Here is a 22,812-nt window from a genome sequence, read left to right on the forward strand (position 1 = left end):
TACCCGCGGCCAGAACGACCCGGTCGGCCCTGAGCGGTTCGGCGTCCTCGCCCACACGGACGCCGACGATCCGGCCCTGGTCGCTCTCCAGCGCGCGCACGGGTGTGTTCCAGCGGAAAGCGGCGCCGCCCCGCTCGGCGGCGTCGATCATCGCGTGCGTCAGGGCGGCCGGGTCCGCGGCACCGTCGGAGGGGATGTGGAGCGCGCCCAGCGCCCGTTCGGCGTTGACCAGCGTGGGGGCCAGTGCGACGGCATCGGCCGCGTCGAGCACCCGGGCCTCGATGCCCAGGCCGCGCCCGTGCTCGACATCGCGGTGGGCCTGCTCCAGGCGAGCGGGGCTGGTGGCGACCTCCAGGCATCCGACCTGCCAGAACAGTGGCGTCGGCGCGGTCTGCGAGAGTGCGCGGTAGGTGGCGACGCTGTCCTTGGCCAACACGGCCAGTTCCGGAGTGGCGCTGAGCTGGCCGATCAGACCGGGCGCCAGGCTGGTCGATCCAGACAGCACATCGCGGTCACGGGCGTCGACGACCGTCACCCGATCATGCCCCAGCCGGGTGAGGTGGTAAGCCACCGACGCCCCGACCACACCGGCCCCGACGACCAAGACATCTGCCGCAGCCATCAGCGTTGTTCCCCCTTGTCCGTCCGATGGACCACGAGCCTATACAGGCGCGCATGTCGAGATGCCGCCCGGAAGAACGGAAGAACGGGAGAACGGGAGAAAGAGAGCCGAACAGTCGGCGGAGCGCCTACGTCCAGGAAGGGTCGGCCAAGGCGACGTCGTTCTCGGTACGGGCCGTCGGAGGGACCGGTTCGGCGGTGTTCCGGCCCTCCGACGGCAGTTCTGCCCAGACGACGCGACCGGACCGTTGTGGGGTTTCTCTGACCCCCCAGTCGCTGCTGAGCATGCCGACCAGCATGAGCCCGCGCCCGTTCTGGTCGTCTGGTCCCGGCCTGCGCCGGGCGGGCAGCGCGTGACCGCTGTTCTGGTCCTCGACCTCGATGCGGAGCCGCTGCCCGGTCATGTGCAGCCGGCACACGATCCACTCGCTCGCTGTGTGCGTCAGCGCGTTGGTGACCAGCTCGGACGTGATGAGGAGCATGTCCTCGCGGGTCTCGGGAACCACTCCCCACTCATCGAGCAGCTCGCGCACGGTGCGGCGTGCCTCGCCCGCCGATGTGGGGGTCGCGGGCAGCCCGAACACGCCCGCTCTGTGCGGCTCGTACGCCGCTGAGGCGAAGGGTGGACACATGGCCGGGGTCGCCCGGTCCGGCGACTGGGGGAGCGTGGGCGGAGCCATCGCCGTATGCCTTTCGTGGGCTCTTCGCACCGGGAGGGTGCCGGTGCCACGGCAACCTCGCCATTCGCCGCGAGCATCGTGCAACTCGCGGCGAACAGCGCTGAGTTGCGGCCACATCTCCCCCAACCTGGCCGCGCGGCCCCAGCGTTCAACGAAGCCGTGACGGTACGTCCACTGTGGCATCAGCGAACAACACCTCGCAACCAGCAAGTTGAAATTTGCAATTCGTCGGACGCAGGATGCCTTCCTTCGAGCCAAGATCGTGCCAGACTGCGATCTCGACGCGATCCGCACGACAACACACAGCTTTCGCAAGTAAGTTCGATGCCCGTCGTGCTCGGCGTACGGGAAGGAGGTGGGTGTGGCCGCGGAGACCGACTGGGGTGGCGCCCCCTCCGTGCTGCGCATGATCCTCGGCAGACAGCTGGAGGAACTGCGCACCCGCGCCGGGCTGACGTTCGAGCAGGCGGGCGAGGCGATCGGGGTGAGCCACTCCACGATCCGCCGGATGGAGGCCGCCAAGGTCGCCCGGCTCCGCCTCCCGGATGTCGAGAAACTGCTCCAGGTCTACGGCGTACGGGACCAGCAGGAGATCGAGACCTTCCTCAAGTCGGTCCGCGAGGCCAACAAGCGTGGCTGGTGGCACACCTATCGCGACGTACTGCCGGACTGGTTCGCCGCCTACCTCAGCCTGGAGCAGGCGGTGCTCCAGATCCGTGCGTACGAGCCGCAGTTCGTGCACGGGCTGCTGCAGACCGAGGACTACGCGCGCGCCCTGCTGAGGTCGGGCAATCCGCACGCCGCGGTCGAGGCGATCGAGCGCATGGTGGCGCTGCGCATGCGGCGCCAGGAGCTGCTGACCCGTGAGCAGCCGCCGCGGCTGTGGGTGGTGATGGACGAGACGGTGCTCAGATGGCCGGTCGGCGGACCGGACGTGATGCGCGCCCAGATCGACCATCTGATCGAAGTGAACCGGCTGCCGCATGTGACGCTGCAGCTCATGCCGTTCCAGAACGGCCCGCACCCCGCGATGCGGGCCGGCGCGTTCCATCTCTTCCGGTTCAGGGCACCCGAGTTGCCCGACATCGTCTACCTGAATGGCCTGGTGGGCGCCGTGTACCTCGACAAGACGGACGACGTGGTCGTCTACCGCGAGGCCCTGGACCGGCTGGGCGCGCAGGCCGCGCCCGCCCGCAAGACCGAGGTCCACCTCGGTGCTATACGCAAGGAGCTCTGACGTGCACCACCGCATACTCGACGGAGAACACAACGACGTCCACAACGGCATGCCGGCCCGTGACCTCGGCACCCATGACTGGCACCGGCCGTGGAGCGACGACGCCGGCGGCGCCTGCGTCGAGGTGAAGAAGCTGGCCGACGGACGGGTCGCCGTACGCCAGTCCACCGACCCCGACGGCCCCGCCCTGGTTTTCACCCCGTACGAGATGACGAGCTTCCTGTCGGGGGTGAAGGCGGGCCACGCCGACTTCCTGCTCTGAGCGCCCCGCGCCGGACCGCTCCCGACTTGCCTGACAGCGCGACCGGCCCGACTTGCCTGATCGCACGACCGATTGACGCACCGACTTCACCGCACCGGGGTTTCTTGTTCTCCGGACCCCTGGCTATGCCCGACCGTGCACCTGGACACCTGAAGACGTGGCCAGACGACTTGATGGGAGGGGCGGCCTTGCCCGACAACGGATGGCCTGCCGACCGGATCGACACCGAGCACGCGCATTCCGCGCGCATCTACGACTACATCCTCGGCGGCAAGGACTACTACCCGGCCGACAAGGAGGCCGGTGACGCGATGGCGCAGGAGTGGCCGGCCCTGCCGATCCACATGCGCGCCAACCGCGACTGGATGAACCGCGCCGTGCGCTGGCTCGCCGAGAAGGGAGGGATGCGCCAGTTCCTCGACATCGGTACCGGCATCCCCACCTCTCCCAACCTCCACGAGATAGCGCAGTCCGTGGCCCCCGAGTCCCGGGTGGTCTACGTGGACAACGACCCCATCGTCCTGACCCTCTCCCAGGGTCTGCTCGCCAGCACGCCCGAGGGAAAGACGGCGTACATCGAGGCCGACTTCCAGGACCCGGACGCCGTCCTCAACTCGGCCGAGTTCCAGGAGACCCTCGATCTCAGCAAGCCGGTCGCGCTGACCGTCATCGCGATCGTGCACTTCGTGCTGGACGAGGACGACGCGGTGGGCATCGTCCGCCGTCTGCTCGAACCTCTCCCCTCGGGCAGCTATCTGGCGATGACCATCGGCACCGCCGAGTTCGCCCCCGAGGAGGTGGGCCGTGTCGCCCGCGAGTACGCGGCCCGTGACATGCCGATGCGGCTGCGCACCATCGACGAGGCCCATGAGTTCTTCGAGGGCCTGGAACTCGTCGAGCCGGGGATCGTCCAGGTCCACAAGTGGCACCCGGACGGCACGGGCGAGCAGAACATCCGCGACGAGGACATCGCGATGTACGGGGCGATCGCGAGGAAGCCGTAACCAAGAAAACCGTAACCAAGGAAGCCGTAACCAAGGGAGCCGTGGGTAACGACCGCTCCGTGGCTTGACCGCACCGCACCGCACCGCCCCGGCCCGGCACCGCTCAGTCGCGCGGCGCCGGGCCGGTGCTGTGGCGGACGATGAGCTCGACGGGGACGACCGGCTCGATCTCCTCCGGGGCCGTGGTGCCGGTCGGGTCGTCGAGTTGGGTGAGGAGCAGACGCAGGGAGCGGGTGCCGATCTCGGAGAAGTCGGTGCGGACGGTGGTCAGCGGGGGCAGTAGATGGGCGGCCTCCGGGATGTCGTCGTAGCCGACCACGCTGACGTCGTCCGGGACCCGGCGGCCGGCCTTGTGCAGGGCCCGCAGCAGACCGAGGGCCATCTGGTCGTTGGAGACGAACACGGCGGTGACGTCGGGCTCGGCCGCCAGCCGCCGGCCCAGCTCGTAGCCCGAGTCGGCGCTCCAGTCCCCGACGAGGGGCTCGTGGATGGGTGCGCCGGCCTGTGTCAGGGTCTCGCGCCAGCTCGCGGCGCGGCGGTCGGCGGAGGTCCAGCCGGTCGGTCCGGCGATGTGCCACACGGTGGGGTGGCCGAGGGCCAGCAGATGCTCGGTGGCGAGCCGGGCGCCCGTATGGAAGTCGGACGACACCACGGGGGTGTCGTCGCCCAGGCCGTTGTCCATCATGACGAGCGGGGTGTCGAGGCGGGCCTGGGCGAGCGCGGTGGCCACGGGGCGCTGGGGGGCGATCGCGATGACGCCGTCCGCGCCCTCCGCCGACAGCCGGTCCACCGCCTGGACGACCGTGTCCCGGTCCGCCGTGTCCAGGGCGATGGAACTCACCAGGTAGCCCGCCGCCTGGGCCGCCGTGTTGATCGCGGTGAGGGTGGAGGCCGGACCGTAGCGCGCCGCGTCGAACGAGATCACCCCCAGCATCCGGGTACGACCACTCGCCAGCGAACGCGCGCTCCGGCTGGGCCGGTACCCCAGCGTCCGCATCGCCTCCAGCACGGCCTCCCGGGTCTCGGCCCGGACCGCGGGGTTGTCATTGAGCACCCGCGAAACCGTCTGCTTCGACACCCCGGCCAGCCGCGCCACATCACCCATCACAGGCCGAGCCCCGGCAAAGTTCCGCCGACTACGCCCCCCAGCCGTGCCGGCCCCGCCAGCCGTGCCGCTTCCGCCGGCTGTGCCATGTACCCGGGAGCCGTCGGTCACGCCCCTGGCTCCTGCCACGCCAGTGGGTCCGGCCGCGGTGCCGTCCGTCGTGCTTCGGGGCATGCGGCTGCTTCCTTCGTCTACGGGGCCGGGCGCGGGCCTGCTTCGGCTGGGTCCACAGGATAGGTGGCGGCGTTCGCAGCCGCTGCCGGACGCCCCTTCAGGGGCGCGGGGAACCGCGCGACCAGCCACAAACAACCCGCACCCGCCAAACCCACCGAACTCCCCGAGCCGGTCTCGGCGGTGAACGGCCTCCACGTCACCTCCGGCCGACAGCGCTCGGCCGCCCCCGCGCCGCACACCCCGGCGGGTCTCCCCCAAGCCCGACCACCCCCGCCATACGCTGCCTCCATCCTGAACCCACCGTGAGCGGAGGCACGTTGCGCACCGAGTCCGAGATCGACGTCCTCGTGCTGGGCGGGGCGGGCGTCGACACCATCGTGTATGTGCCCGAGCTGCCGTTGCCGTTCGCGGACGCCCACCTGGTGCCCGCCATCGAGACCAGGGCCGGGCAGACCGGTGACTTCCTGGCCGTGGCCACGCACACACTCGGGCTCAGGACACACCACCTGGACCTCCTCGGCGACGATCACGAAGGCGACCTCGTACGGACCCTGCACCGCGACCGCGGTATCCCGCTCACCGAGCTGCCGCTGCCCAGCGGCACCCGGCGGGCGGTGAACCTGGTCGGCCCGGACGGACGGCGCTGCTCGCTGTACGACAGCAGCCGGGGCGCGGACGGGGACGAGTTGCCGGCCGAGACCGTACGGGCCCTCGCCGCGGCCGGCCATCACGTCCATGTCGCCATCAGCCGGCCGTGCGCCGCCACGCTGCCGATCCTGCGCGAGACGGACGTGACGATCTCGACCGATCTGCACGACTGGGACGGCGCCAACCCGTACCACGAGCCCTTCGCGTACACCGCCGACCTCGTCTTCCTCTCCGCCACGGCCCTCGTGGACCCGGAGAAGACCATGCGCCGCATCGCCGAACGGGGCCGCGCCCGGGAGGTCGTCGCCACGGACGGGGCGCGCGGCGCGTACCACCTCGTCGAGGGCAGGCTCAGCCACATTCCGGCGGTGCCCCCGCCGGCCCCGGTCGTGGACTCCAACGGCGCCGGGGACGCCTTCGCCGCCGGATACCTCTTCGGCCGGCTCGCCGGCGAGCCACCCCACCGCTGCGGCCTCTACGGCGCCATCGCGGGCGCCTACGCCTGCACGGTGCCCTCGACACGGACCGACTCCATCGGCCGCGCCGAACTCCTCGCCCGGGCGGCGGAACTGGAGACCTGACCCCTGGTCCGGCCTTTCACACGTCTCACACGTCTCACACGACCCTCAAGCCCGGCGCAGGCCCGGTCGGCTCTCAGCCCGGGCGCAGGCCCGCGGCCACCAGCCGGGCCTCCATCTTGCGCCGCGCCGCGCCGAGCACCGCCAGCAGGACCTCCTTGCTGGACCGGCGTTCCCGTACGTCGCAGAGGACGACCGGGACGCCGGGCGACAGGTCGAGCGCCTGGCGGACCTGGTCGGCGCTCACCTCGCGGCGGCCGTCGAAGCAGTTGACGCCGACCGCGAACGGGATGCCCCGGGACTCGAAGAAGTCGACGGCGGCGAAGGAGTCGTCGAGACGCCGGGGGTCGGCGAGGACGACGGCCCCGAGGGCGCCGGTGGCGAGACCGTCCCACATGAACCAGAAGCGTTCCTGCCCCGGCGTACCGAAGAGGTAGACCACCAGCTCGGACGAGATGGTGATGCGGCCGAAGTCCAGGGCGACCGTGGTAGAGGTCTTGCGCTCGATGCCCGTCAGATCGTCCACGCCCGCGCTCGCCGCGGTGAACTGCTCCTCGGTCTGCAGCGGGGCGACCTCGCTCACCGAGCCGACCATGGTGGTCTTGCCGGCGCCGAAGCCGCCCGCGACGAGGATCTTCAGAGCGGTGGGGACGACAGGCCGGTTCGCCGTCGCGCCGTCGCGGTTCATGCGCTCATACGTCCTGCACGTAGTCGGCCGGGGTCTCCGAGCGGGGCGCGGCGCTCAGGTACTTGCCGACCTGCTTGACCAGCGTGCCCATCTCGAACGCCATCATGCCGACGTCCACCTCCTCCGAGGCGATCGCGGCCAGCCGCGCGCCCCGGCCGGCGGCCGTGACGAAGAGGAACGCCCGTTCCATCTGGATGACGGTCTGCTGGACCTCGCCGCCGTGGAAGTGGCGTGCCACGCCCCGGGCCAGGCTGTACATGCCGGAGCCGACCGCGGACAGGTGTTCCGCGTCGTCGAACCGGATGTCCTTCGACTTGCCGATGAGGAGGCCGTCCCCGGACAGCACGATGGCGCAGCGGATCTCGGGTATCCGCTCGACGAGCCCGTCCAGGAGCCAGTCCAGCTGCGGACCGGGGCGTACCTGCTCACTCATTTCTGATGGTTCCTCACAGTCGGTCGGCGTCAGGGGGCACGCCGAGTCGTCGAGAGCCGAGACAGCGGCCCTCAGCCAATGCCCGTCCCACGAACCGGCGTCGACGGTCGGCCCTCGGTGTCGTCCGGGTCGGCGAGGCGGGCTCGCATCGAGCCCCGGTGGATCGCTGTCATGGCGCGGGCCAGGGCTTCCGGGCGGAGCGTGTCCTCCGCGTCGTCGCCGCCCCCGTCCTTGCCGCTCTCCCGGTCCCGGAGGGCCTGTGTCGGCTCCTCGCCGGGCCGTGGCGCCGAGGGGGCTCCCGGGGTGCGCCGGGGCAGCCCCTGAAGGCCGCCCGGGGTGCGATGGGGTGCGCGGGGGTCGGAGTGCCCGGACAGGGGGGCCTCTCCGCTGCCGTTGTCCGCCCCGGTTCCGGTGCTCATATGTGCCCCCGTGTCGTGCTCGGCTCCGTCCGCGCTCGTCTCCGCTCCGCCGCCGTGGACACGGCCGGCGTGGGTCGGCGCGCTGCCGCTGCGAGAGGCTGAGAGTTCATGAGAGGGGGCCCGGAGGACGGTGGTTGGGATGACGGCCGTGGTACGCCGGGAGTGGTGAACTGCCCGATGTCTCCCCGGCACGTCGACTTGACACGCCGTCGCCAAGTGTCAGCGGCCGAAGGAACGCTATCAGGCCCCGAGTCCCGTCGTCAGTAGTCCCCGGACGGCAACTTCCCTCTGAGAGGCAGGGATTGAGCACGGCCTCCCGCCAAGTCCCCGCAGGTGGCCGGGCGGCCTGCTCCATCCGTTTCGACTCAGGGCCGACCCCATAAAAGCGACTTGTCGATAGAGATACTGACAATCACCGGCCGGGCCAAGCCGCTTCGGGTTCGGTCGAGCATGGCTGGAAGTCGGCCATCCCCGTGATTAAACATCCGCGAACGGAGCGTCGGTCTGGTATTAGGCGACGCCAAGAGCCCGGAAGTCGGGGCCTGAGGTCGGGCCGTGCCTGGTGGGCGGGTAGCCTGCTGCCCGCTGTCGGGCCGTGACAAACATGCGACTTCGGTGGGGGCGTATCAAGATGTGGACACCGAATCTCACACTTACCCTTGTCCGGCGTGGATTCCCATGGTCTATGTTTCAGCCAAACCAAATAAACGATCTTGGCGTAACAGGTTGATTTGTAGACCATGTTGCACGTCGGCCAGGTGCCCCCTAGGAACCACAGCCTGACGTACAGCCTCCGCGTCTTCCCCGGCGCGGGGAAGCACGGAGAAGGGCTTGGCGTGGAACACGTCTTCACCACTCAGGATCACGAGGATCTGCGGCAGCGGGTGCGCGAGTTCGCGGAGCGCGTGGTGCGGCCACTGATACCGGACATGGAGGAATCCCGTACCGCGCTGGTCGGGCTCTCCCGGTTGATCGCCCAACAGGGGTGGATCGGTGCCACGATCGACCCCGTTTACGGGGGTATGGGCGCGGGCCATCTCGCGAAGACCATCATCATCGAGGAACTGGCCCGCGTCAGCGGCGCGATGGGTGCGATGGTCCAGGCGTCCCAGCTGGGCGTCGCCAAGATCATCCACTTCGGTGACGAGACCCAGAAACGGCACTGGCTGCCGAGAATCGCCAGTGGAGAGGTGCTGCCGACCATCGCCGTCACCGAGCCGGGGTCGGGGGGCCACGTAGCCGGCATGGAGAGCTCTGCGGTGCGCGACGGTGACGACTACATCCTCAACGGCCGCAAGGTGTTCGTCGGCAACAGCCACGTCGGCGACCTGCACGGTGTCATCGTGCGCACCGGTCCCGGTTCCAAGGGCATGACGGCCTTCCTTGTCGAGTCCGACCGGCCCGGCTTCTCCCTCGCCCCCCAGGTCCCCTCCATGGGCCTGCACGGGTTCAGCTTCGGCGAGCTCGTCTTCGACGACTGCCGGGTACCGGCCGCGAACCGGCTCGGCGAGGAGGGCGAGGGCCTGGCCGTCGCGTACTCCTCGTCGGTGCTGTACGGCCGCCTCAACCTGACGGCGGTGTCGCTGGGCATCCACCAGGCGGTCTTCGAGGAGACCTCCCGGTACTGCCGCGAGACCCAGCGCTACGGCAAGCCGCTCGGCCATCTCCCCAACATCAAGATCGAGCTGGGCCGGATGCTGCAACGGCTCACCCTGGCGCGGCAGAGCGCCTATCTCGCCGCCCATCTGCTGGACAACGGACGCCCCTGCGACGTCGAGCTCATGGCCGCCAAGCTCTTCAACGTCGAGTCCTCCATCGAGTCCGCCCAGGCGGCCGTGAAGATGCACGCGGCCACCGGCCTGTTCACCGACCGACCGGTGGAACGCTATCTGCGCGACGCCTTCCACATCTACGCGCCCGCCGGCACCTCCGAGATCCAGGGCCTCAGACTCGGCGAGTTCGCCCTCGGGGAGAACAAGGGCGAGTGGTCCGAACGCCTCTCCCACCTCGTCCGCTCCCCGCAGTCCGTGTCCCGGGAGACCGAACTCGATCCCGTCGGCGAGCTGGTCTAGGCCCTTCGGCGTACCGGCCTCGCCCACCGGGCGGGGCCTTCACAGTCCAAGCGCGTCGTCGTCCGAGCGTGTCGTCGTCCGAGTGCGTCCCAAGGCCCGGCAGGGCCTCCTGCGCCCGCACGCCACGCCAGAACTGAGAAACCGCGGACACAACGTCGTGTCCGCGGCTTTCGTGAGTCGCGTGTCCGGCAGCCGGAGCCCCGCCGGCTCAGTGCCCGGCCGCCATGGACTGGATCGTGTCGGCCATCTCCTGCGCCATGTGCTTGATGATCTCCAGCCGCTGCCGCCCCCATGTCCGGGAGTCGGTGTCCACGACACAGATCGTGCCGAGGTTGATCCCCGCCAGCCGGTCCACCAGCGGCGCGCCCATGTAGGAGCGGATGCCGATCTCGTCCACGACCGGGTTCCCCGCGAACCGCGGGTAGTCGCAGACGTCGTCGAGGACCAGCGCGGTGGTCCGCTTCACCGTGTGCGGGCAGAAGCCGTGGTCCAGGCCCATCTCCCGGCCCACCGAGGGACCGCTGTCCTGCATCGGCCGCTGGGCCACGTTCACGGGTCCGGCCTCGGGCGTGTACAGCCCCGCGAAGAACTGGCGCCGGTCGTCGATGAAGTTGACCATCGCGTACGGCGCGTCCAGCTCCAGGGCCAGCCGACGCGCGAACTCGTCGAACTCGGCCCGGGGGGTGTCGCGGAGCCCGAGCTGGGCCAGCCTGGCGGCCCGTTGCGGGGCTCCCGGGTCCTCGGGGGTCAGCAGCAGACGGTCGAGCGGTGGCTCGTTGCCGGAATAGGGGCCGTTGCTGTACATGAGAACTCCGTTCGATGTCGGCTGGGTTGTTGAGTATGGATCAACGGAGCACGGGTGGCTGCGGCGTCGCCGCGTCCGGTGTCATACGGAGCAGATGCTGCACGAGTTCGACCAGCACGGCGGTGCCCGAGCTGCAGTGCCGGGCGTCGCAGAAGACGATCGGCGCGTTGGACTTCAGTCCGATGGCGTCCCGGACCTCCTCGGTGGAGTACCGGTACGCCCCGTCGAACTCGTTCACCCCGACGACGAACGGAATGCCACGTACCTCGAAGAAGTCCACCGCGGGGAAACAGGCGTCGAGCCTGCGGGTGTCGGCGAGCACGACCGCACCCAGGGCCCCGTCGGACAGCTCGTCCCACATGAACCAGAATCGTTCCTGCCCGGGCGTACCGAACAGATAGAGGACATGGCGCGAGTCGAGGGTGATCCGGCCGAAGTCCAGGGCCACGGTGGTGGTGGACTTGTCCGCGACCCCGTCCAGACTGTCCGTGCCGGCACTGGCCGTGGTGATGACCTCCTCGGTGCTCAGGGGTGCGATCTCGCTGACCGCCCCCACGAAGGTGGTCTTGCCCACCCCGAATCCTCCCGCTACGAGGATCTTCAGCGCGGTCGGGAAGGGGTCAGAGCCGTGCGCGTAGGCCATCGAGCACCGCCTCCAAAACTTCTCGGTTGGCGGCGGAGGCCGCCTCAACGGCACGGGGCGCCCGTGCGGTGAGCGCCTCGTGCTGCACAAGGTCGGACAAGAGGACTTTGGTGACGGCGACCGGGAGGTTCATCCGGGCCGCCACCTCGACCACCGGCACCGGTCGGACGCACAGGCCGAGCGCCATCTCGTGATCGGGGCCGAGGTCGGTGAGCTGCCGGACGCCGGTGGCCATCACCATGGTGAGCAGGTCGAGGTGTGTCGAGGGTCGAGTGCGCCCGTTGCTGACGGTGAAGGGCCGGACTAAGCGACCGGCCTCCTCGTCCAGGAACAGCTCGTCCGTCATCGCGTCACATCCTCGCGCTGGACGGCGCGCTCGGACGCCTGGCCGGCGTGGCGAGGAACGGCTGGACGGCCCGGATCAGCATGCCCATCTCGTAACCGAGGGTCTCGGTGTGGGTGGAGGAGTCCGCGGTGACCGCGAGCACGGCGCCATGGCCCGCCGAGGCCACGATGAGGATGCCGTTGTGCAGCTCCACGATGACCTGGCGGACGGTGCCGCCGTTGCCCAGCACCCTGTCGTGGCCGAAGGAACGGCCCAGGGAGTTGAGCCCGGAGGCTATCGCGGCCAGCCGGTCGGCGTCGTCGCCGTGCAGATCCACATGCGCCTTGCTCAGCCCGTCGGAGGAGAGCAACAGCACCTGCCGGGTACCGGGGACGGTCTTCTTGAGGTTCTCCAGCAGCCAGTCGATGTTCTGGCCGGCGGGGTGGCTATCGCTCACCATGGTGGGGATCTTCTCCTTGCGGTTGGGGCGAGGCCCAGCGCGAGTCGTCGACGGGGATCACGTCGGAGGTCGCGCCGGCGAGACCGAAGCCTCGATTGATGCCGGCCAGGAGGCCGGGGTTGAAGTTCAGCTCCTGCTCGGTGGTCTCGGGACGCGGCAGGGGGCCGTTGCGCAGCTGCGGGGCCAGATGCTCCATCGCGCGGCGCTTGGGCAGCACCGGCCGGCCGGACGCACTCTCGTGCGGGTCGGCACCCGGGCGCTCGTAACCCCCGGCGCGGTGGTCGGCCCGTACGTCGGCGACCGGCGGCGCCATCTCGTGCCGGGCGGGGGCCGGAGCCATGGGGGCGGGGGCCGACCGCTGCGGCATGGGGGCCGGGGGGCCCGCGTGGTGCGGGACGGAGACCGGCGGACCCATGTGCGACGCCACCGCGGCCGGGGGAGCCGGCTGGGGCGTGTTCTCCCACGCGGGCGCGGAGTTCTGCACCGGGCGGGGCGGAACGGGCCGCGCCTGTGCCGGGGCCTGGCCCTCCTCGTCGCCGAGCAGGCCCTGCGGGAGGACGAGGATCGCCTGGACACCGCCGTAGATGTTGCTCTGCAGCTGGACCGCGATGCCGTGCCGGCGGGCCAGGGACGACACGACGAACAGGCCGATCCGGCCGTCGGCGAGCAGCTTGGAGATGTCGATGCGGGCCGGGTCGGCGAGCAGCGCGTTGATGCGGTCCTGCTCCTCCTGGGGGATGCCGAGGCCGCGGTCCTCGACCTCGATGGCGATCCCGGCCGTCACCCGGCGGGCGCGCAGCAGGACCTGGGTGTCCGGGTGGGAGAACATGGTCGCGTTCTCGACGAGCTCCGCCAGCAGGTGGATGACGTCGGCGACCGCGTGACCGCGCAGCCTGCCCTCGATCGGGGGCACGAGCTTGACCCGGGAGTACTGCTCGACCTCGGCGATGGAGGACCGCAGCACCTCGGTCAGCGTCACAGGGTGGGTCCACTGGCGGCGGGAGACCGCGCCGCCGAGCACCGCGAGGTTCTCCGCGTGCCGTCGGATGCGGGTGGCCAGGTGGTCGATGCCGAAGACACGACGCAGCAGGTCCGGGTCCTCGACCTGGTTCTCCAGGTCGTCGAGTTCACGGATGGTGCGGTGGACGAGGGACTGCAGCCGGCGGGCGAGGTTGACGAAGACCTCGACCTTGTCGCTGTTGTCGTCGGAGGCGGCCTGGAAGTGGGTCGCCGCCCAGACGAGGGCCTCCCGGGCCCGGTGCTGGGCCGACGCGATCTCGTACTCCAGCTGCTGGCGGGGGTCCTCGGCGCGGGGCGCCTGGTAGGCGAAGCCGCGTGACGCGAGCTGTTCGCCCCGCTTGAGCCGGGTCAGGTCCTCGTCGAGCGCCCAGTTGCCGGTGGTGACGGCCTGGCGCAGCGACTCGGTGTGCCGCGCGTCCTTCCTGGCCTGGGACTTGGCCGCGATCGCGGCCCCCGCGACGCAGCCGCAGCCGAGGATCGCGCCACCGGCCACGACACCCCAGGTCGCGGCGTCGACCGTGCCGTCCTGCAGACGCAGCACGGTGCCGGTGACGGCGGTGGATATGCCGGCCATGAGCGCGGTGGGGAGGACGGCGAGGCGGGTCAGCCGCGGGCGGGTCGCAGAGGAGTCCGCGGAGCCCGAACCCTCGGTCCTGCCGTGTCGGTGACGAGGCGCGGGCGTCGTCGGGGCCGGCCGACCGTGATCCGGGGTTGTCGCGAAGGGTGGGGGTTCAGGCATCGGGAGTCCTCTCGATCAGCCAGTACGCGACAGAGTAGCGAAGAACGTCAACTGCCTGACCAGCAGTCCTGGTCGCTTGAGGGAGCCCTGCGGCCCGAGGCGCCGTCAACCTCGGCGAGTGGTTTCCGCCGGTGTCGAGCCGCCGGGTCCGGGGGCGCCGGCAGGGCGGAGTGCATATGATTCAAGCCACTTCGCCGACGATAATGGCGAGGGTCAACTGGCCGCAAAAGACGCGGAGTTGGACCGGCGGCAGGGGTAACCCCACATGGTGCGCACGAGGAATCCCGGGAAAATTCACGCGCCGAAGTATGCTTTAGCCAAGCTTTAGACTTCAATGGAACCCTGGCGGACGCCGAGATGAGAGGCTGCTCACCAGGGCTTCAGGGCGATCGGCGCGGTCTCAACGCACGCTCTGCCGCAGCTCCCGCGGGCTCACTCCGTAACGGCGCCGGAAGGCCGTGCTGAGGGCGCTCGCGGAGGAGAACCCCGCGGCGTACGCCAGGTCGGTGATCGTCAGGTGCTCGCACTCCCCGCACAGCAACCGGTCGCGGACCAGACGAAGTCGCTCCTCGCGGATCAGCTCGCGCGGTGTGGTCCCGGCATGCTGCAGGGCGAGTTGGATCTGGCGCAGCGACCAGCCGAGGGCGCGGGCCATCGTGGTACCCGTGAGGTCGGGGTCGGCCACGTGCTCGCGCACATAGCGCCGGACCATCGCCTCCACCTCGCCCAACTGGCCCGGGACGTCGGGGCGGTCGTCGCCGACGGTCAGCATGCAGATCAGTTCCACGATGCGGTCGGAGACGGCGTCGAACTCGGGGTCGGTGAGGTGATCCCGCTCCTCGTGCAGACTCGTCAGCATGGAGCCGACGACGCGGCCGAGGCCCCGGGAGAGGTCGAGCCCGGCGGCGACGGGGGACTTGGTGCCGAGGCGGCCGTCCACCTCGCGGGCCGGGATGGTGAGGATGAACGCGTCGATGTCCTGGCTCTGCAGACACTGGAAGGGTGCCGCGAAGGTGACCAGCGCCCCGGTCCCCGGGGTCAGCCGCGCCTCCTCGCCCTCCTGGCGCAGCACGATCTCCCCGCTCACGGGTAAGAGCAGACGGTAGTCCTCGTCCGGGTCCTGGCGGACCTGGCGCATGGTGCGGCTGTACTCGATCGCGTCCGACCGGTACTTCACCAGCTGGTAGCTGTCGGTGAGCTGGCGGACGGTCCGCCCGCGGAAGTTCTCCGAGCGGGCGTACCGAAAGCCCATCCGGGACTGGTACGAGCCGATCTGCTCGGTCCAGAAGTCGGCTCGCTCGCGCTGCTCCACGTCCTCGGTGTTCAGCGTCTCGACGACATAGCTTCCCGCGGGCAACGCCATTCCTCCCTGTGCCGGGTCCCGACGGCTTCCCTGTGGTCTCTTACGATCGCTGCCGCGAAAAGCTTCAATGCAGGCGTGATCGAAGACAGTTACTGTTCGGTCAACTTTTGAGGAGCACCCTAGCGTGGCAAGCGATTGCCATGCCGGACGGTCGGCATGGCCGAATATGCCAGGAGAACGGTCACGAACGCGTACACGCCTCTTGCGTCACTCGTGCGCCCTGCGGCAACATCCGTGCGCGTCACGGAAAGTGCCCGCCCCGGTCGCGCCACTAGTGTCGTCCGCTCCGTCAACTCACGCCCACCGTCCGGAACGTCAGGACATTCCGGGACTTGAGGACGTAAGGACACGTGGACTTTCATGACCGATCAGATACCGTCGGCGGTGACCTGGGCCCTGGCCGCGGCCCTGCTCGTCACCGCCGTACTCCTGTTGCGCCAGCACGGCATCACCAGGCGGCAGCGCCGGCGCAACGCCGAGCTGGCCGACGGGGTGCGGGCCCGTGAGGAGGAGCTGCGGCACCTGGTCGCGGTCCGGCTGCCGGCGCTCGCCGACCACCCCGGCCGACCCCTCCCCGGTGTCGGACCGCTCGACGCCCGGCTCGCCGAGACGGAGTTCGGCAGAGGCCTGGAGGAGGTGCTGACCCGCTTCTCCGGCGCCGTCGAACACGCGCGGGCCCGCGCCGACCAGTCCGCCAAGGCCGCCCTCAAGACGTCGATGCGCTCCCTTCAGGCCCTCGCCAACGAGCAGCAGGTCGCCATCTCCGAGATGCAGGACCGGCACGACGACCCCGACGTGCTGCGCGACCTCCTCGAAATCGACCACACCAACGCCCAGTTCGGCCGCCGCGCCCAGGCCATCGCCGTACTCTGCGGCTCCTGGCCGGGCCGCCAGCGCGCCACCTCGCCGCTGCTCGACGTGGTCCGGGGCGCCACCTCCCGCATCCGCGACTACCGGCGCGTCCGCGTCAACGGCCAGGTCGAGATCGCCGTGGAGAGCCGCGCGGTGGAGCCGGTCGTCCTCGCGCTCGCCGAACTGCTCGACAACGCGGCCCGCCACTCCCAGCCCGGCACCACGGTCGAGGTCACCGTCCAGGCCGTGCACAACGGCGCGTGCGTGATCATCGACGACGCCGGCGTCGGCATGGACGGCCAGGCCGTCGAGCGCGCCGGCCACCTCCTCGGCGGGCGCCACGCGGTGGACGTCACCCGGCTCGGCGACCCGCCCCGGTTCGGCTTCGCCGTCATCGGAGTGCTCGCCCGGCGCTACGGCTTCACCGTGTCCGTCGACACCCGCTCGCCGTACGGCGGTGTCCGCGCCGTGGCGCTCCTGCCGGCCGCGCTCCTCACCCAACCGGAGCCCGTGAGCCCGCAGGCATCCGCCGACCCCGCCCCCGTGACCGCCGCTCCGGCCGCATCCGCCCCCGTGACCGTCACCCCGCCCGCGACCGTCCCGGCGGTCGTCGAAGGCACCACCGAGGGCGGGCTGCCCAAGCGCCGCCGCCGCACCCCCAGAAGGATCGCCGACCCCGAGCCGCAGCCGTCCGCGATCGAGGAGCCGCCCGGCCGCTCGCCCGAGGAGAACGCCCGCCTCATGGGGGCCTTCGCCCGCGGCACCCGCTTCGGCCGGGCCGCCGGACGCATCCTCGACGACGACCCTTTCCACGACGACCCCCTCGACGACGACCCCCTCGACACCCCACAGACCACCTCCGCCGAGAACGAAGGGACCCCCCACACATGATCGAGCCCACGAACAACGAGCTGGGCTGGATGCTCGACGAGGTGCTGAAGGTCCCCGAGGCACGGCACGCGATCCTGCTCTCCGCCGACGGCATGCTCCGCGCCCACTCCGCGGACATCGGCCGCGACGACGCCGAACGCCTCGCGGCCGGCCTGTCCGGACTGCAGTCCATCAGCCGCAGCACCGCCGAGTTCTGCGGCACCGACAACAGTCCCTGGCGGCAGACCCTGATCGAGTTCGGCCACGGCTTCGTCTTCCTGGTCGCCGCCGGCGAGGGCGCCTACCTCGCGGTGTCCACCGGCGCCGAGGTGGACATGGAGGCGGTGACGTATCGCATGCACAAGCTGGTCGACCGGCTCGGCAAGGAGCTGACCAGCCCGGCCCGCCGGGACGCCGGCAGCCGAATATGACGCCCCGGCGCCGGCCCGGGGGACGGCTGGTGCGGTCGTACGTCGTCACCGACGGCCGCGCCCACCCGACCCGCAACACCCTGGACCTGGTCACGCTGCTGGTCGCCGCCACCGACCTGCCGCTGACCGGTCTCACCCCGGAGAAACGCCGGGTCATGGAGCTGTGCCGGCCCGGATCGCTCTCGCTCGCCGAGGTCGCGGGCCACCTCGAACTGCCGGTCAGCGTCACCAAGGTGCTGGTGGCCGACCTCATGGACAGCGGCCACATCGTCACCCGCACCCCGTCCCCCACGCTCGAACAGGCTCACGCGGGAGGACCCCCGTCGGCCCCACGGCCGTTCGACGCCCGCATACTCCAGGAGGTCATCGATGGGCTCCGCGCCCTCCTCTGACGGCGTGTATCTGCGGCCGACCGTGAAGAGCGCGGTCAAGCTGCTCGTCGTCGGCCACTTCGCGGTCGGCAAGACCACTTTCGTCGGCACCCTCTCCGAGATCCGGCCGCTGCGCACCGAGGAGGTCATGACCCAGGCCGGCGCGCCGGTCGACGACCTCGCCGGAATCCGCGACAAGACCACCACCACGGTCTCGCTGGACTTCGGCCGCCTCACCCTCAACGACTCCCTGGTGCTCTATCTGTTCGGCACCCCGGGACAGCAGCGCTTCACCCGGCTCTGGCAGGACATGACCCGCGGCGCCCTCGGCGCGCTGGTCCTCGCCGACACCCGGCGACTGTCCCACTCCTTCGACGTGATCGGCGTCCTGGAGGAGCTGGAGCTGCCGTACGCCGTCGCCGTCAACGACTTCGACGGCGCCCCCGTGTACGACCTGGACGAGGTGCGCGAGGCCCTCGACCTGCTGCCGGAGACCCCGCTCGTCCGCTGCGACGCCCGCGACCGGGAGTCGTCCACGCGGGCGCTGATCGCCTTCGTCGAGTATCTGCAGAGCCGCGAACTGGAGCCCGCGTGATCCCCGAGCCGCCGTCCGGACCGCCCCCGGGCTGCCCGGCCCACGAGCCGCTGTACGGCCCCGGCTTCGCCGCCGACCCGGCCACCGTGTACCGCGGACTGCGCGAGCACGGGCCCACCGCACCCGTCGAGCTCGCCCCCGGCGTCCGGGCCACCCTCGTCACCTCGTACGAGGCAGCCCTCCACGTCCTGCGCAGCACCGAGACCTTCTCCAAGGACCCGCGCCGCTGGAACGACTTCAACGACGGCACCGTCCCCAAGGACAGCCCCGTGGTGCCGATGATGATGTACCGGCCCAACGCGCTGTTCAGCGACGGAGAGGAGCACCGGCGGCTGCGCGGCGCCATCACCGACAGCCTGGCCCGGGTCGAGCCCCACACCCTGCGCGGTTATGTCGAGCTCAGCGCCGACATGCTCATCGACCGGTTCGCGCCCGCCGGCGAGGCGGATCTGCTCGGCGAGTACGCGCAGGTCATCCCGCTGCTGGTGTTCAACCACCTCTTCGGCTGCCCCACCGAGTACGGGCTGAAGCTGGTCGAGGGCATGTCCGGCATCTTCGACGGGGTGGACGCCGAGCGGGCCAACGAACTGCTCACCACCACACTCCTGAAACTGGTCACGCTGAAGCGGAAGCAGCCCGGGGCGGACATGACGTCCTGGCTCATCGCGCATCCGGCCGGGCTCACGGACGAGGAGATGATCCACACCCTCGTCGTCCTCATGGGCGCCGGCACCGAACCGCAGCAGAACCTCATCGCGGGCTCTCTGCGCCTGCTGCTGTCCGACGACCGCTTCGCGGGCGACCTGTCCGGCGGCAGCCTGCCCGTCGAGGACGCCCTCGACGAGGTGCTGTGGACCGACCCGCCGATGGCCAACTACGCCGTGCACTACCCCATGCGGGACGTGCTGTACGAGGGTGCGCTGCTGAAGGCGGGCGACCCGGTGGTCGTGTCGTTGGCCGCCGCGAACACCGACCCGGCCCTGACGAACGACCGGCGCGCCGGTAACCGGGCCCACCTGGCGTGGAGCGCGGGCCCGCACAACTGCCCCGCGCAGAGCGAGGCCCGGCTGATCGCCTCGGTCGCGGTGGAGAAGCTGCTCGACCGGCTGCCGGACGTCGAACTCGCCGTCCCGGTGCGTGAGTTGGAGTGGCGGCCGGGTCCCTTCCACCGGGCTCTGGCCGCGCTGCCGGTGACCTTCCCGCCGGCCCCGGTGGTCGGTGCCACCCCGGCCGAGACGGGGCCGGCCCCCGGCACCCGGCCCGAGCGGCCCCACGGCACGGGCCGGACCTCGCGGGCCGAGCCGGAGCCCGCCCGCCCGAGGAACGGCTGGGCCCGGCTGCTGTCCTGGTGGCGCGGCGAGTAGCCGCGCCCCGGAAGACCGGCTCGTACGTCAGGCCCGGCGGACCGGGAGACGGCGGTGGCCGTTGGAGATGAACGACTCCACGTACCCCAACTCCTCGCCCGTCGCGGCCAGTCGGAGCGACGGGAACCGCTCGAAGAGCGCTGGGAGCGCGACACGGGCCTCCATACGGCCCAGCGGTGCGCCCAGGCAGAAGTGCACACCGTGGCCGAAGGCCAGATGCTCCTTGTCGGCACGGGTGACGTCGAAGACGTCGGCGTCCTTCCCGTGCCGCTCGGGGTCGCGCCCGGCGGTGGCGTACGCGGCCAGGATCGCCTCGCCCTTGGCGATGACCACGCCCTCGGGGCCACCGAACTCGGCGAGGTCCAGGTCCTCCACCGCGTAGCGCAGTGGCAGGCTCGCCACCGGTGCCTCCGCCCGCAGCGTCTCCTCGATCACGTCGTCCCAGGTCGCACGGCCCTCCCGGACATGGGCGAGCTGCTCGGGGTGGGTCAGCAGGGCGTGTACGGCCTGGTCGAGGAGGTTGACCGTGGTCTCGTGCCCGGCGCTGACCACCAGCACCAGGGTGTCCAGCAGCTCCTGCTCGCTGAGCCGGGTGTCGTCCTCGTCGCGGGCGGTGATCAGCCCGCTGGTGAGGTCGTCCCCGGGCGACTCCCGCTTCACGGCGACGAGTTCGGCCAGTACGCCGTACATCCGCTCGTAGGCGGCGGTCATCTCACCCGGGTCGGCGGACGTGTCGAACAGCTTGTCCACCAACTCCCGCAGCACCAGCCCCCGTTCCTCGGGCAGCCCGAACAGCTCGCTGATCACCTGGATCGGCAGCGGGTAGCAGAACTCCTCCCGCAGATCGACCGCCTCACCCCGCCGGAAGCCCTCCTCCACCCGGTCGAGCAGCTCCTTGGTGATCTGCTCGATACGCGGCTGCAGCGCGGCCGTCCGGCGCGCGGTGAACGCCTTGGAGACCAGGGTCCGCAGCCGTTTGTGGTCGCCGCCGTACGCGGTGAACATGTTCTGCACGGCGACCCAGGTGAACAGCGGCCAGTCCGGGGTGATCTCACCGGCGATGAACCGCGGCCAGTGCTGCCGCGGGTCCTTCGACACCCGGGAGTCGGTGAGCAGCCGCTTGAGGAGATCGGGGCTGCTGACCGCCCAGGCCTCCACATCGTGCGGCCCCGGCAGCAGGACGCGGGTCGCGGGACCCGCCTCGCGGATCCGGGCGGCCTCCCCGTGGATGTCACGGCCGGTCGCGTCGATCACCATGGCGCTGGGGTTGCCCATCGGGCCCTCCTGCGGTCGAGAGAACTGTCCAACAGCACTACGTGTAAGCCCCGTCACGCTACGCCTCGGTAGCTCGACGGGCGAGACATGCGCCCCGCAGTGCGTACGAGGACAACTTCCCTGCGCGTACCGGCAAGTTGGGGCCGGGACGGGCTCCTAGGATCGGCCCCACCCCCCATGAAGAGCCGGTGAGTGCCATGACTGTCAGCAGGGCTCCGCGCTGGATGTGTTCCTACAGCCCAGAAGTACGTACCGTGCCGGCCGGACGCTGGTGGAACGCCGTACGGGTGCCGATCGCCCTCGGCACCCCCGCGCTCAAGACTCTCGGAGACGAGTCCGGAGCCGTCATCAAGGACGGCTTCGGCGGGATCATGTACTGGCTGGTCCCGCCCGGCGACGCCACCGACTGGCGACTCGCCGACGTCCAGGTCCTCGGACCCGGCTGCCATGTGGCGGTCCCGCCCTTACGCCGCACATCGGGCCCCGGCCTCTACTGGCGCGTCCCCCTCTCCCACGACCGCTACTGGACCGACACGGAACGCCTGCGCTTGGCTTTGACGGAGGCGTCCGTCACCTTGACGACGTAAATGCCGAACCCGCGCCCCGTCAGGGGCGCGGGGAACGGCGCGAGCGACCACGAACCACCCGCACCCGCCGAACAGCCTCAACCACCCGAGCTCTCAGGCGCACCGGCGACCACACGGCCCGCCTTGCGCTCCCGGCGGCTCTTGCGCGGCTCCTGGTCCGGCAGCCACCCGAAGGCCAGCGTGCTGCCCACCGCCCCCAACAGCAGGCCGACGACGAAGCCGCCCATGTTGGACGTGAGCCAGGTGCCCAGGGAGAGCAGGATGCCGAGGATGGAGTAGAAGAGACGCTGACCGGGATTGAAGAGGATCAGCAGACCGCACAACACCATCAGCGACGGCAGCAGATACCCCGCCACGCCCTGCATACCGATGTGCAGGATCACCGGCAGCGGTGCCTTCATGGTCAGCAGGATCTCACTGCCGCCGAGGAACAGCAGCAGCCCGCCCGCGAAGGGCCGTTGCCCTCTCCACTCCCGGAAGCGGCTCACTTCGGGCAGCCCTCGCTCGTGAACCTCATGTGCAGGTCGGGGAGCTTGAAGACGGCCGCGGTGGACGCGTAGTTGTGCTGGTACAGGTCGGTGATGGTGACCGTGTCCGCCTGCTGGCCGTAGACGCCCGGCGAGCCCTTCTGGTCGACCTTGTCGAAGGTGCTGGAGTCCCGGCCGATCTCGATGTTGTTGAACGCGGCGTCGCCCTTGATGTCGTCGGAGTCGATCGCCAGGTTCTTCACCGTGACCGGGGTGCCGTCGCCGCCGGCGGTGAGGACCAGCTGGATGCCGCCGAGGTCGACGCTCTGGCAGAGCGAGGTGAGCTTGCCGCTCTTCACGACCGAGGTGACGACCAGGACCTGGCCGCCGGTGTCGCCCTCGTTGGGGCTGTTCTCGATCATGTGGTCCAGTGCGCCGAACTGGGCGAAGCCCTCGCCTTCGAGTTTGTCGGCGGTGACCACGAACGGCATCCCGGAGATGGCGAACTGGACACCCAGGGCGCCCTGTGCGGTGAGGATCATCAGACCGGCCGCGACCGCCGTGGCCGGCACCGCCATCACGGCGGCACGCTTCAGGCGGACCCGCCCGCGTCTTCCGGACGCCGTGGAACCCTCGGGTCTTTCGTTGGTGGACGCCGTGGCGTCCGAGGACGAGGCCATGTGTGCTCCCTGGACTTCCAAGTCATTGCAGATGGGGGCTGAGC

General features: G+C 70.5%; 26 protein-coding genes. 11 read left to right on the forward strand and 15 right to left on the reverse strand.

The features are described from left to right. Positions 1-622 (reverse strand): NAD(P)/FAD-dependent oxidoreductase (locus STRIP9103_RS28105; protein WP_048821123.1); only part of this gene is annotated, 622 nt, incomplete at its 3' end. A gap of 127 nt (positions 623-749) precedes the next feature. After that, positions 750-1,301, reverse strand: coding sequence for an ATP-binding protein (locus STRIP9103_RS28110; protein WP_234022319.1), 552 nt, complete (start codon positions 1,299-1,301; stop codon positions 750-752). A 361-nt stretch (positions 1,302-1,662) separates the two neighbouring features. On the opposite strand from STRIP9103_RS28110, the gene STRIP9103_RS28115 reads away from it, so the two are divergent. The 3 genes from STRIP9103_RS28115 to STRIP9103_RS28125 all read left to right on the forward strand — a co-directional run bounded on the left by STRIP9103_RS28115 (position 1,663) and on the right by STRIP9103_RS28125 (position 3,804). Continuing rightward, complete coding sequence (locus STRIP9103_RS28115) at positions 1,663-2,538, forward strand: helix-turn-helix domain-containing protein (RefSeq protein WP_009325498.1); 876 nt, start codon at positions 1,663-1,665, stop codon at positions 2,536-2,538. A 1-nt stretch (position 2,539) separates the two neighbouring features. After that, positions 2,540-2,800, forward strand: coding sequence for a DUF397 domain-containing protein (locus STRIP9103_RS28120; RefSeq protein WP_009325473.1), 261 nt, complete (start codon positions 2,540-2,542; stop codon positions 2,798-2,800). Between the two features lie 188 nt (positions 2,801-2,988). Then, positions 2,989-3,804, forward strand: coding sequence for an SAM-dependent methyltransferase (locus tag STRIP9103_RS28125; RefSeq protein ID WP_048821119.1), 816 nt, complete (start codon positions 2,989-2,991; stop codon positions 3,802-3,804). A 103-nt stretch (positions 3,805-3,907) separates the two neighbouring features. Here the strand turns inward: STRIP9103_RS28125 and STRIP9103_RS28130 are convergent, their stop codons facing one another. Beyond that, positions 3,908-4,909 carry a LacI family DNA-binding transcriptional regulator gene (locus tag STRIP9103_RS28130; RefSeq protein WP_048821120.1) on the reverse strand — a complete coding sequence of 334 codons (1,002 nt, stop codon included), beginning with the start codon at positions 4,907-4,909 and terminating at the stop codon, positions 3,908-3,910. 491 nt (positions 4,910-5,400) lie between these two features. On the opposite strand from STRIP9103_RS28130, the gene STRIP9103_RS28135 reads away from it, so the two are divergent. Beyond that, positions 5,401-6,312: an adenosine kinase gene (locus tag STRIP9103_RS28135; RefSeq protein WP_009325500.1), complete on the forward strand. Its 912-nt coding sequence runs from the start codon at positions 5,401-5,403 to the stop codon at positions 6,310-6,312. A 73-nt stretch (positions 6,313-6,385) separates the two neighbouring features. On the opposite strand, the gene STRIP9103_RS28140 is transcribed toward STRIP9103_RS28135, so the two are convergent. The 3 genes from STRIP9103_RS28140 to STRIP9103_RS28150 all read right to left on the reverse strand — a co-directional run bounded on the left by STRIP9103_RS28140 (position 6,386) and on the right by STRIP9103_RS28150 (position 7,849). Further along, entirely contained in the window at positions 6,386-6,997 is a 612-nt protein-coding gene (locus STRIP9103_RS28140) for a GTP-binding protein (RefSeq protein WP_009325502.1), read from the reverse strand. Between the two features lie 4 nt (positions 6,998-7,001). After that, positions 7,002-7,430 carry a roadblock/LC7 domain-containing protein gene (locus STRIP9103_RS28145; RefSeq protein ID WP_009325470.1) on the reverse strand — a complete coding sequence of 143 codons (429 nt, stop codon included), beginning with the start codon at positions 7,428-7,430 and terminating at the stop codon, positions 7,002-7,004. A gap of 71 nt (positions 7,431-7,501) precedes the next feature. Beyond that, positions 7,502-7,849: a hypothetical protein gene (locus STRIP9103_RS28150; RefSeq protein WP_009325488.1), complete on the reverse strand. Its 348-nt coding sequence runs from the start codon at positions 7,847-7,849 to the stop codon at positions 7,502-7,504. Positions 7,850-8,685: 836 nt separating this feature from the next. On the opposite strand from STRIP9103_RS28150, the gene STRIP9103_RS28155 reads away from it, so the two are divergent. Then, entirely contained in the window at positions 8,686-9,921 is a 1,236-nt protein-coding gene (locus STRIP9103_RS28155) for an acyl-CoA dehydrogenase family protein (RefSeq protein WP_009325494.1), read from the forward strand. Positions 9,922-10,129: 208 nt separating this feature from the next. Here STRIP9103_RS28155 and STRIP9103_RS28160 read toward each other — a convergent pair whose 3' ends face one another. The 6 genes from STRIP9103_RS28160 to STRIP9103_RS28185 all read right to left on the reverse strand — a co-directional run bounded on the left by STRIP9103_RS28160 (position 10,130) and on the right by STRIP9103_RS28185 (position 15,276). Beyond that, entirely contained in the window at positions 10,130-10,726 is a 597-nt protein-coding gene (locus STRIP9103_RS28160) for a GAF domain-containing protein (protein ID WP_009325496.1), read from the reverse strand. A 40-nt stretch (positions 10,727-10,766) separates the two neighbouring features. Next, positions 10,767-11,369 (reverse strand): GTP-binding protein, encoded by a 603-nt coding sequence (locus STRIP9103_RS28165; RefSeq protein WP_009325464.1) that lies wholly within the window; start codon positions 11,367-11,369, stop codon positions 10,767-10,769. Beyond that, the gene (locus STRIP9103_RS28170; protein ID WP_009325483.1) at positions 11,347-11,715 is read right to left on the reverse strand and encodes a DUF742 domain-containing protein; all 369 of its coding nucleotides are present in this window, start codon (positions 11,713-11,715) and stop codon (positions 11,347-11,349) included. Before STRIP9103_RS28170 ends, STRIP9103_RS28165 begins: the two co-directional genes overlap by 23 nt. 4 nt (positions 11,716-11,719) lie before the next feature. Further along, the gene (locus STRIP9103_RS28175; RefSeq protein WP_009325458.1) at positions 11,720-12,154 is read right to left on the reverse strand and encodes a roadblock/LC7 domain-containing protein; all 435 of its coding nucleotides are present in this window, start codon (positions 12,152-12,154) and stop codon (positions 11,720-11,722) included. Next, positions 12,141-13,748, reverse strand: coding sequence for a sensor histidine kinase (locus tag STRIP9103_RS28180; RefSeq protein ID WP_234022320.1), 1,608 nt, complete (start codon positions 13,746-13,748; stop codon positions 12,141-12,143). The genes STRIP9103_RS28175 and STRIP9103_RS28180 overlap by 14 nt, the downstream gene beginning before the upstream one ends. A gap of 565 nt (positions 13,749-14,313) precedes the next feature. Continuing rightward, a complete protein-coding gene (locus STRIP9103_RS28185) occupies positions 14,314-15,276 on the reverse strand; it encodes a helix-turn-helix domain-containing protein (protein WP_009325486.1) in 963 nt (320 codons plus the stop codon). Positions 15,277-15,636: 360 nt separating this feature from the next. On the opposite strand from STRIP9103_RS28185, the gene STRIP9103_RS28190 reads away from it, so the two are divergent. Genes STRIP9103_RS28190 through STRIP9103_RS28210 form a run of 5 tightly spaced genes read left to right on the forward strand, consistent with a single transcriptional unit; the run spans position 15,637 to position 19,759 of the window. Further along, positions 15,637-17,019 (forward strand): ATP-binding protein, encoded by a 1,383-nt coding sequence (locus STRIP9103_RS28190; protein WP_009325462.1) that lies wholly within the window; start codon positions 15,637-15,639, stop codon positions 17,017-17,019. Beyond that, positions 17,016-17,429: a roadblock/LC7 domain-containing protein gene (locus STRIP9103_RS28195; protein ID WP_009325467.1), complete on the forward strand. Its 414-nt coding sequence runs from the start codon at positions 17,016-17,018 to the stop codon at positions 17,427-17,429. The genes STRIP9103_RS28190 and STRIP9103_RS28195 overlap by 4 nt, the downstream gene beginning before the upstream one ends. Further along, positions 17,426-17,821, forward strand: a complete 396-nt coding sequence (locus STRIP9103_RS28200; RefSeq protein ID WP_009325490.1) for a DUF742 domain-containing protein — start codon at positions 17,426-17,428, stop codon at positions 17,819-17,821. Before STRIP9103_RS28195 ends, STRIP9103_RS28200 begins: the two co-directional genes overlap by 4 nt. Then, entirely contained in the window at positions 17,799-18,395 is a 597-nt protein-coding gene (locus tag STRIP9103_RS28205) for a GTP-binding protein (protein ID WP_009325485.1), read from the forward strand. The genes STRIP9103_RS28200 and STRIP9103_RS28205 overlap by 23 nt, the downstream gene beginning before the upstream one ends. Then, entirely contained in the window at positions 18,392-19,759 is a 1,368-nt protein-coding gene (locus STRIP9103_RS28210) for a cytochrome P450 (RefSeq protein ID WP_009325472.1), read from the forward strand. The genes STRIP9103_RS28205 and STRIP9103_RS28210 overlap by 4 nt, the downstream gene beginning before the upstream one ends. Positions 19,760-19,786: 27 nt before the next feature. On the opposite strand, the gene STRIP9103_RS28215 is transcribed toward STRIP9103_RS28210, so the two are convergent. After that, the gene (locus tag STRIP9103_RS28215) at positions 19,787-21,034 is read right to left on the reverse strand and encodes a cytochrome P450 family protein (protein ID WP_009325460.1); all 1,248 of its coding nucleotides are present in this window, start codon (positions 21,032-21,034) and stop codon (positions 19,787-19,789) included. 197 nt (positions 21,035-21,231) lie between these two features. Between STRIP9103_RS28215 and STRIP9103_RS28220 the strand changes: the two genes are divergently transcribed. Beyond that, complete coding sequence (locus STRIP9103_RS28220) at positions 21,232-21,621, forward strand: hypothetical protein (protein WP_048821121.1); 390 nt, start codon at positions 21,232-21,234, stop codon at positions 21,619-21,621. 77 nt (positions 21,622-21,698) lie between these two features. Here STRIP9103_RS28220 and STRIP9103_RS28225 read toward each other — a convergent pair whose 3' ends face one another. Together STRIP9103_RS28225 and STRIP9103_RS28230 are read right to left on the reverse strand one after the other, a co-directional pair. Beyond that, positions 21,699-22,109, reverse strand: coding sequence for a DUF6114 domain-containing protein (locus STRIP9103_RS28225; protein ID WP_009325507.1), 411 nt, complete (start codon positions 22,107-22,109; stop codon positions 21,699-21,701). Then, entirely contained in the window at positions 22,106-22,768 is a 663-nt protein-coding gene (locus STRIP9103_RS28230; RefSeq protein ID WP_009325505.1) for a DUF6230 family protein, read from the reverse strand. The genes STRIP9103_RS28225 and STRIP9103_RS28230 overlap by 4 nt, the downstream gene beginning before the upstream one ends. Positions 22,769-22,812 lie beyond the last annotated feature (44 nt).

This window comes from Streptomyces ipomoeae 91-03, assembly GCF_000317595.1.
GTDB lineage: Bacteria > Actinomycetota > Actinomycetes > Streptomycetales > Streptomycetaceae > Streptomyces > Streptomyces ipomoeae.

What these genes read in the sequence shown, in the direction of transcription:
- STRIP9103_RS28110 (WP_234022319.1), bottom strand. Translation starts at nt 1,301, where the DNA reads ATGGCTCCGCCCACGCTCCCCCAGTCGCCGGACCGGGCGACCCCGGCC.
- STRIP9103_RS28130 (WP_048821120.1), bottom strand. Translation starts at nt 4,909, where the DNA reads ATGGGTGATGTGGCGCGGCTGGCCGGGGTGTCGAAGCAGACGGTTTCG.
- STRIP9103_RS28140 (WP_009325502.1), bottom strand. Translation starts at nt 6,997, where the DNA reads ATGAACCGCGACGGCGCGACGGCGAACCGGCCTGTCGTCCCCACCGCT.
- STRIP9103_RS28145 (WP_009325470.1), bottom strand. Translation starts at nt 7,430, where the DNA reads ATGAGTGAGCAGGTACGCCCCGGTCCGCAGCTGGACTGGCTCCTGGAC.
- STRIP9103_RS28150 (WP_009325488.1), bottom strand. Translation starts at nt 7,849, where the DNA reads ATGAGCACCGGAACCGGGGCGGACAACGGCAGCGGAGAGGCCCCCCTG.
- STRIP9103_RS28160 (WP_009325496.1), bottom strand. Translation starts at nt 10,726, where the DNA reads ATGTACAGCAACGGCCCCTATTCCGGCAACGAGCCACCGCTCGACCGT.
- STRIP9103_RS28165 (WP_009325464.1), bottom strand. Translation starts at nt 11,369, where the DNA reads ATGGCCTACGCGCACGGCTCTGACCCCTTCCCGACCGCGCTGAAGATC.
- STRIP9103_RS28170 (WP_009325483.1), bottom strand. Translation starts at nt 11,715, where the DNA reads ATGACGGACGAGCTGTTCCTGGACGAGGAGGCCGGTCGCTTAGTCCGG.
- STRIP9103_RS28175 (WP_009325458.1), bottom strand. Translation starts at nt 12,154, where the DNA reads ATGGTGAGCGATAGCCACCCCGCCGGCCAGAACATCGACTGGCTGCTG.
- STRIP9103_RS28180 (WP_234022320.1), bottom strand. Translation starts at nt 13,748, where the DNA reads ATGGCCGGCATATCCACCGCCGTCACCGGCACCGTGCTGCGTCTGCAG.
- STRIP9103_RS28185 (WP_009325486.1), bottom strand. Translation starts at nt 15,276, where the DNA reads ATGGCGTTGCCCGCGGGAAGCTATGTCGTCGAGACGCTGAACACCGAG.
- STRIP9103_RS28190 (WP_009325462.1), top strand. Translation starts at nt 15,637, where the DNA reads ATGACCGATCAGATACCGTCGGCGGTGACCTGGGCCCTGGCCGCGGCC.
- STRIP9103_RS28195 (WP_009325467.1), top strand. Translation starts at nt 17,016, where the DNA reads ATGATCGAGCCCACGAACAACGAGCTGGGCTGGATGCTCGACGAGGTG.
- STRIP9103_RS28200 (WP_009325490.1), top strand. Translation starts at nt 17,426, where the DNA reads ATGACGCCCCGGCGCCGGCCCGGGGGACGGCTGGTGCGGTCGTACGTC.
- STRIP9103_RS28205 (WP_009325485.1), top strand. Translation starts at nt 17,799, where the DNA reads ATGGGCTCCGCGCCCTCCTCTGACGGCGTGTATCTGCGGCCGACCGTG.
- STRIP9103_RS28215 (WP_009325460.1), bottom strand. Translation starts at nt 21,034, where the DNA reads ATGGGCAACCCCAGCGCCATGGTGATCGACGCGACCGGCCGTGACATC.
- STRIP9103_RS28220 (WP_048821121.1), top strand. Translation starts at nt 21,232, where the DNA reads ATGACTGTCAGCAGGGCTCCGCGCTGGATGTGTTCCTACAGCCCAGAA.
- STRIP9103_RS28230 (WP_009325505.1), bottom strand. Translation starts at nt 22,768, where the DNA reads ATGGCCTCGTCCTCGGACGCCACGGCGTCCACCAACGAAAGACCCGAG.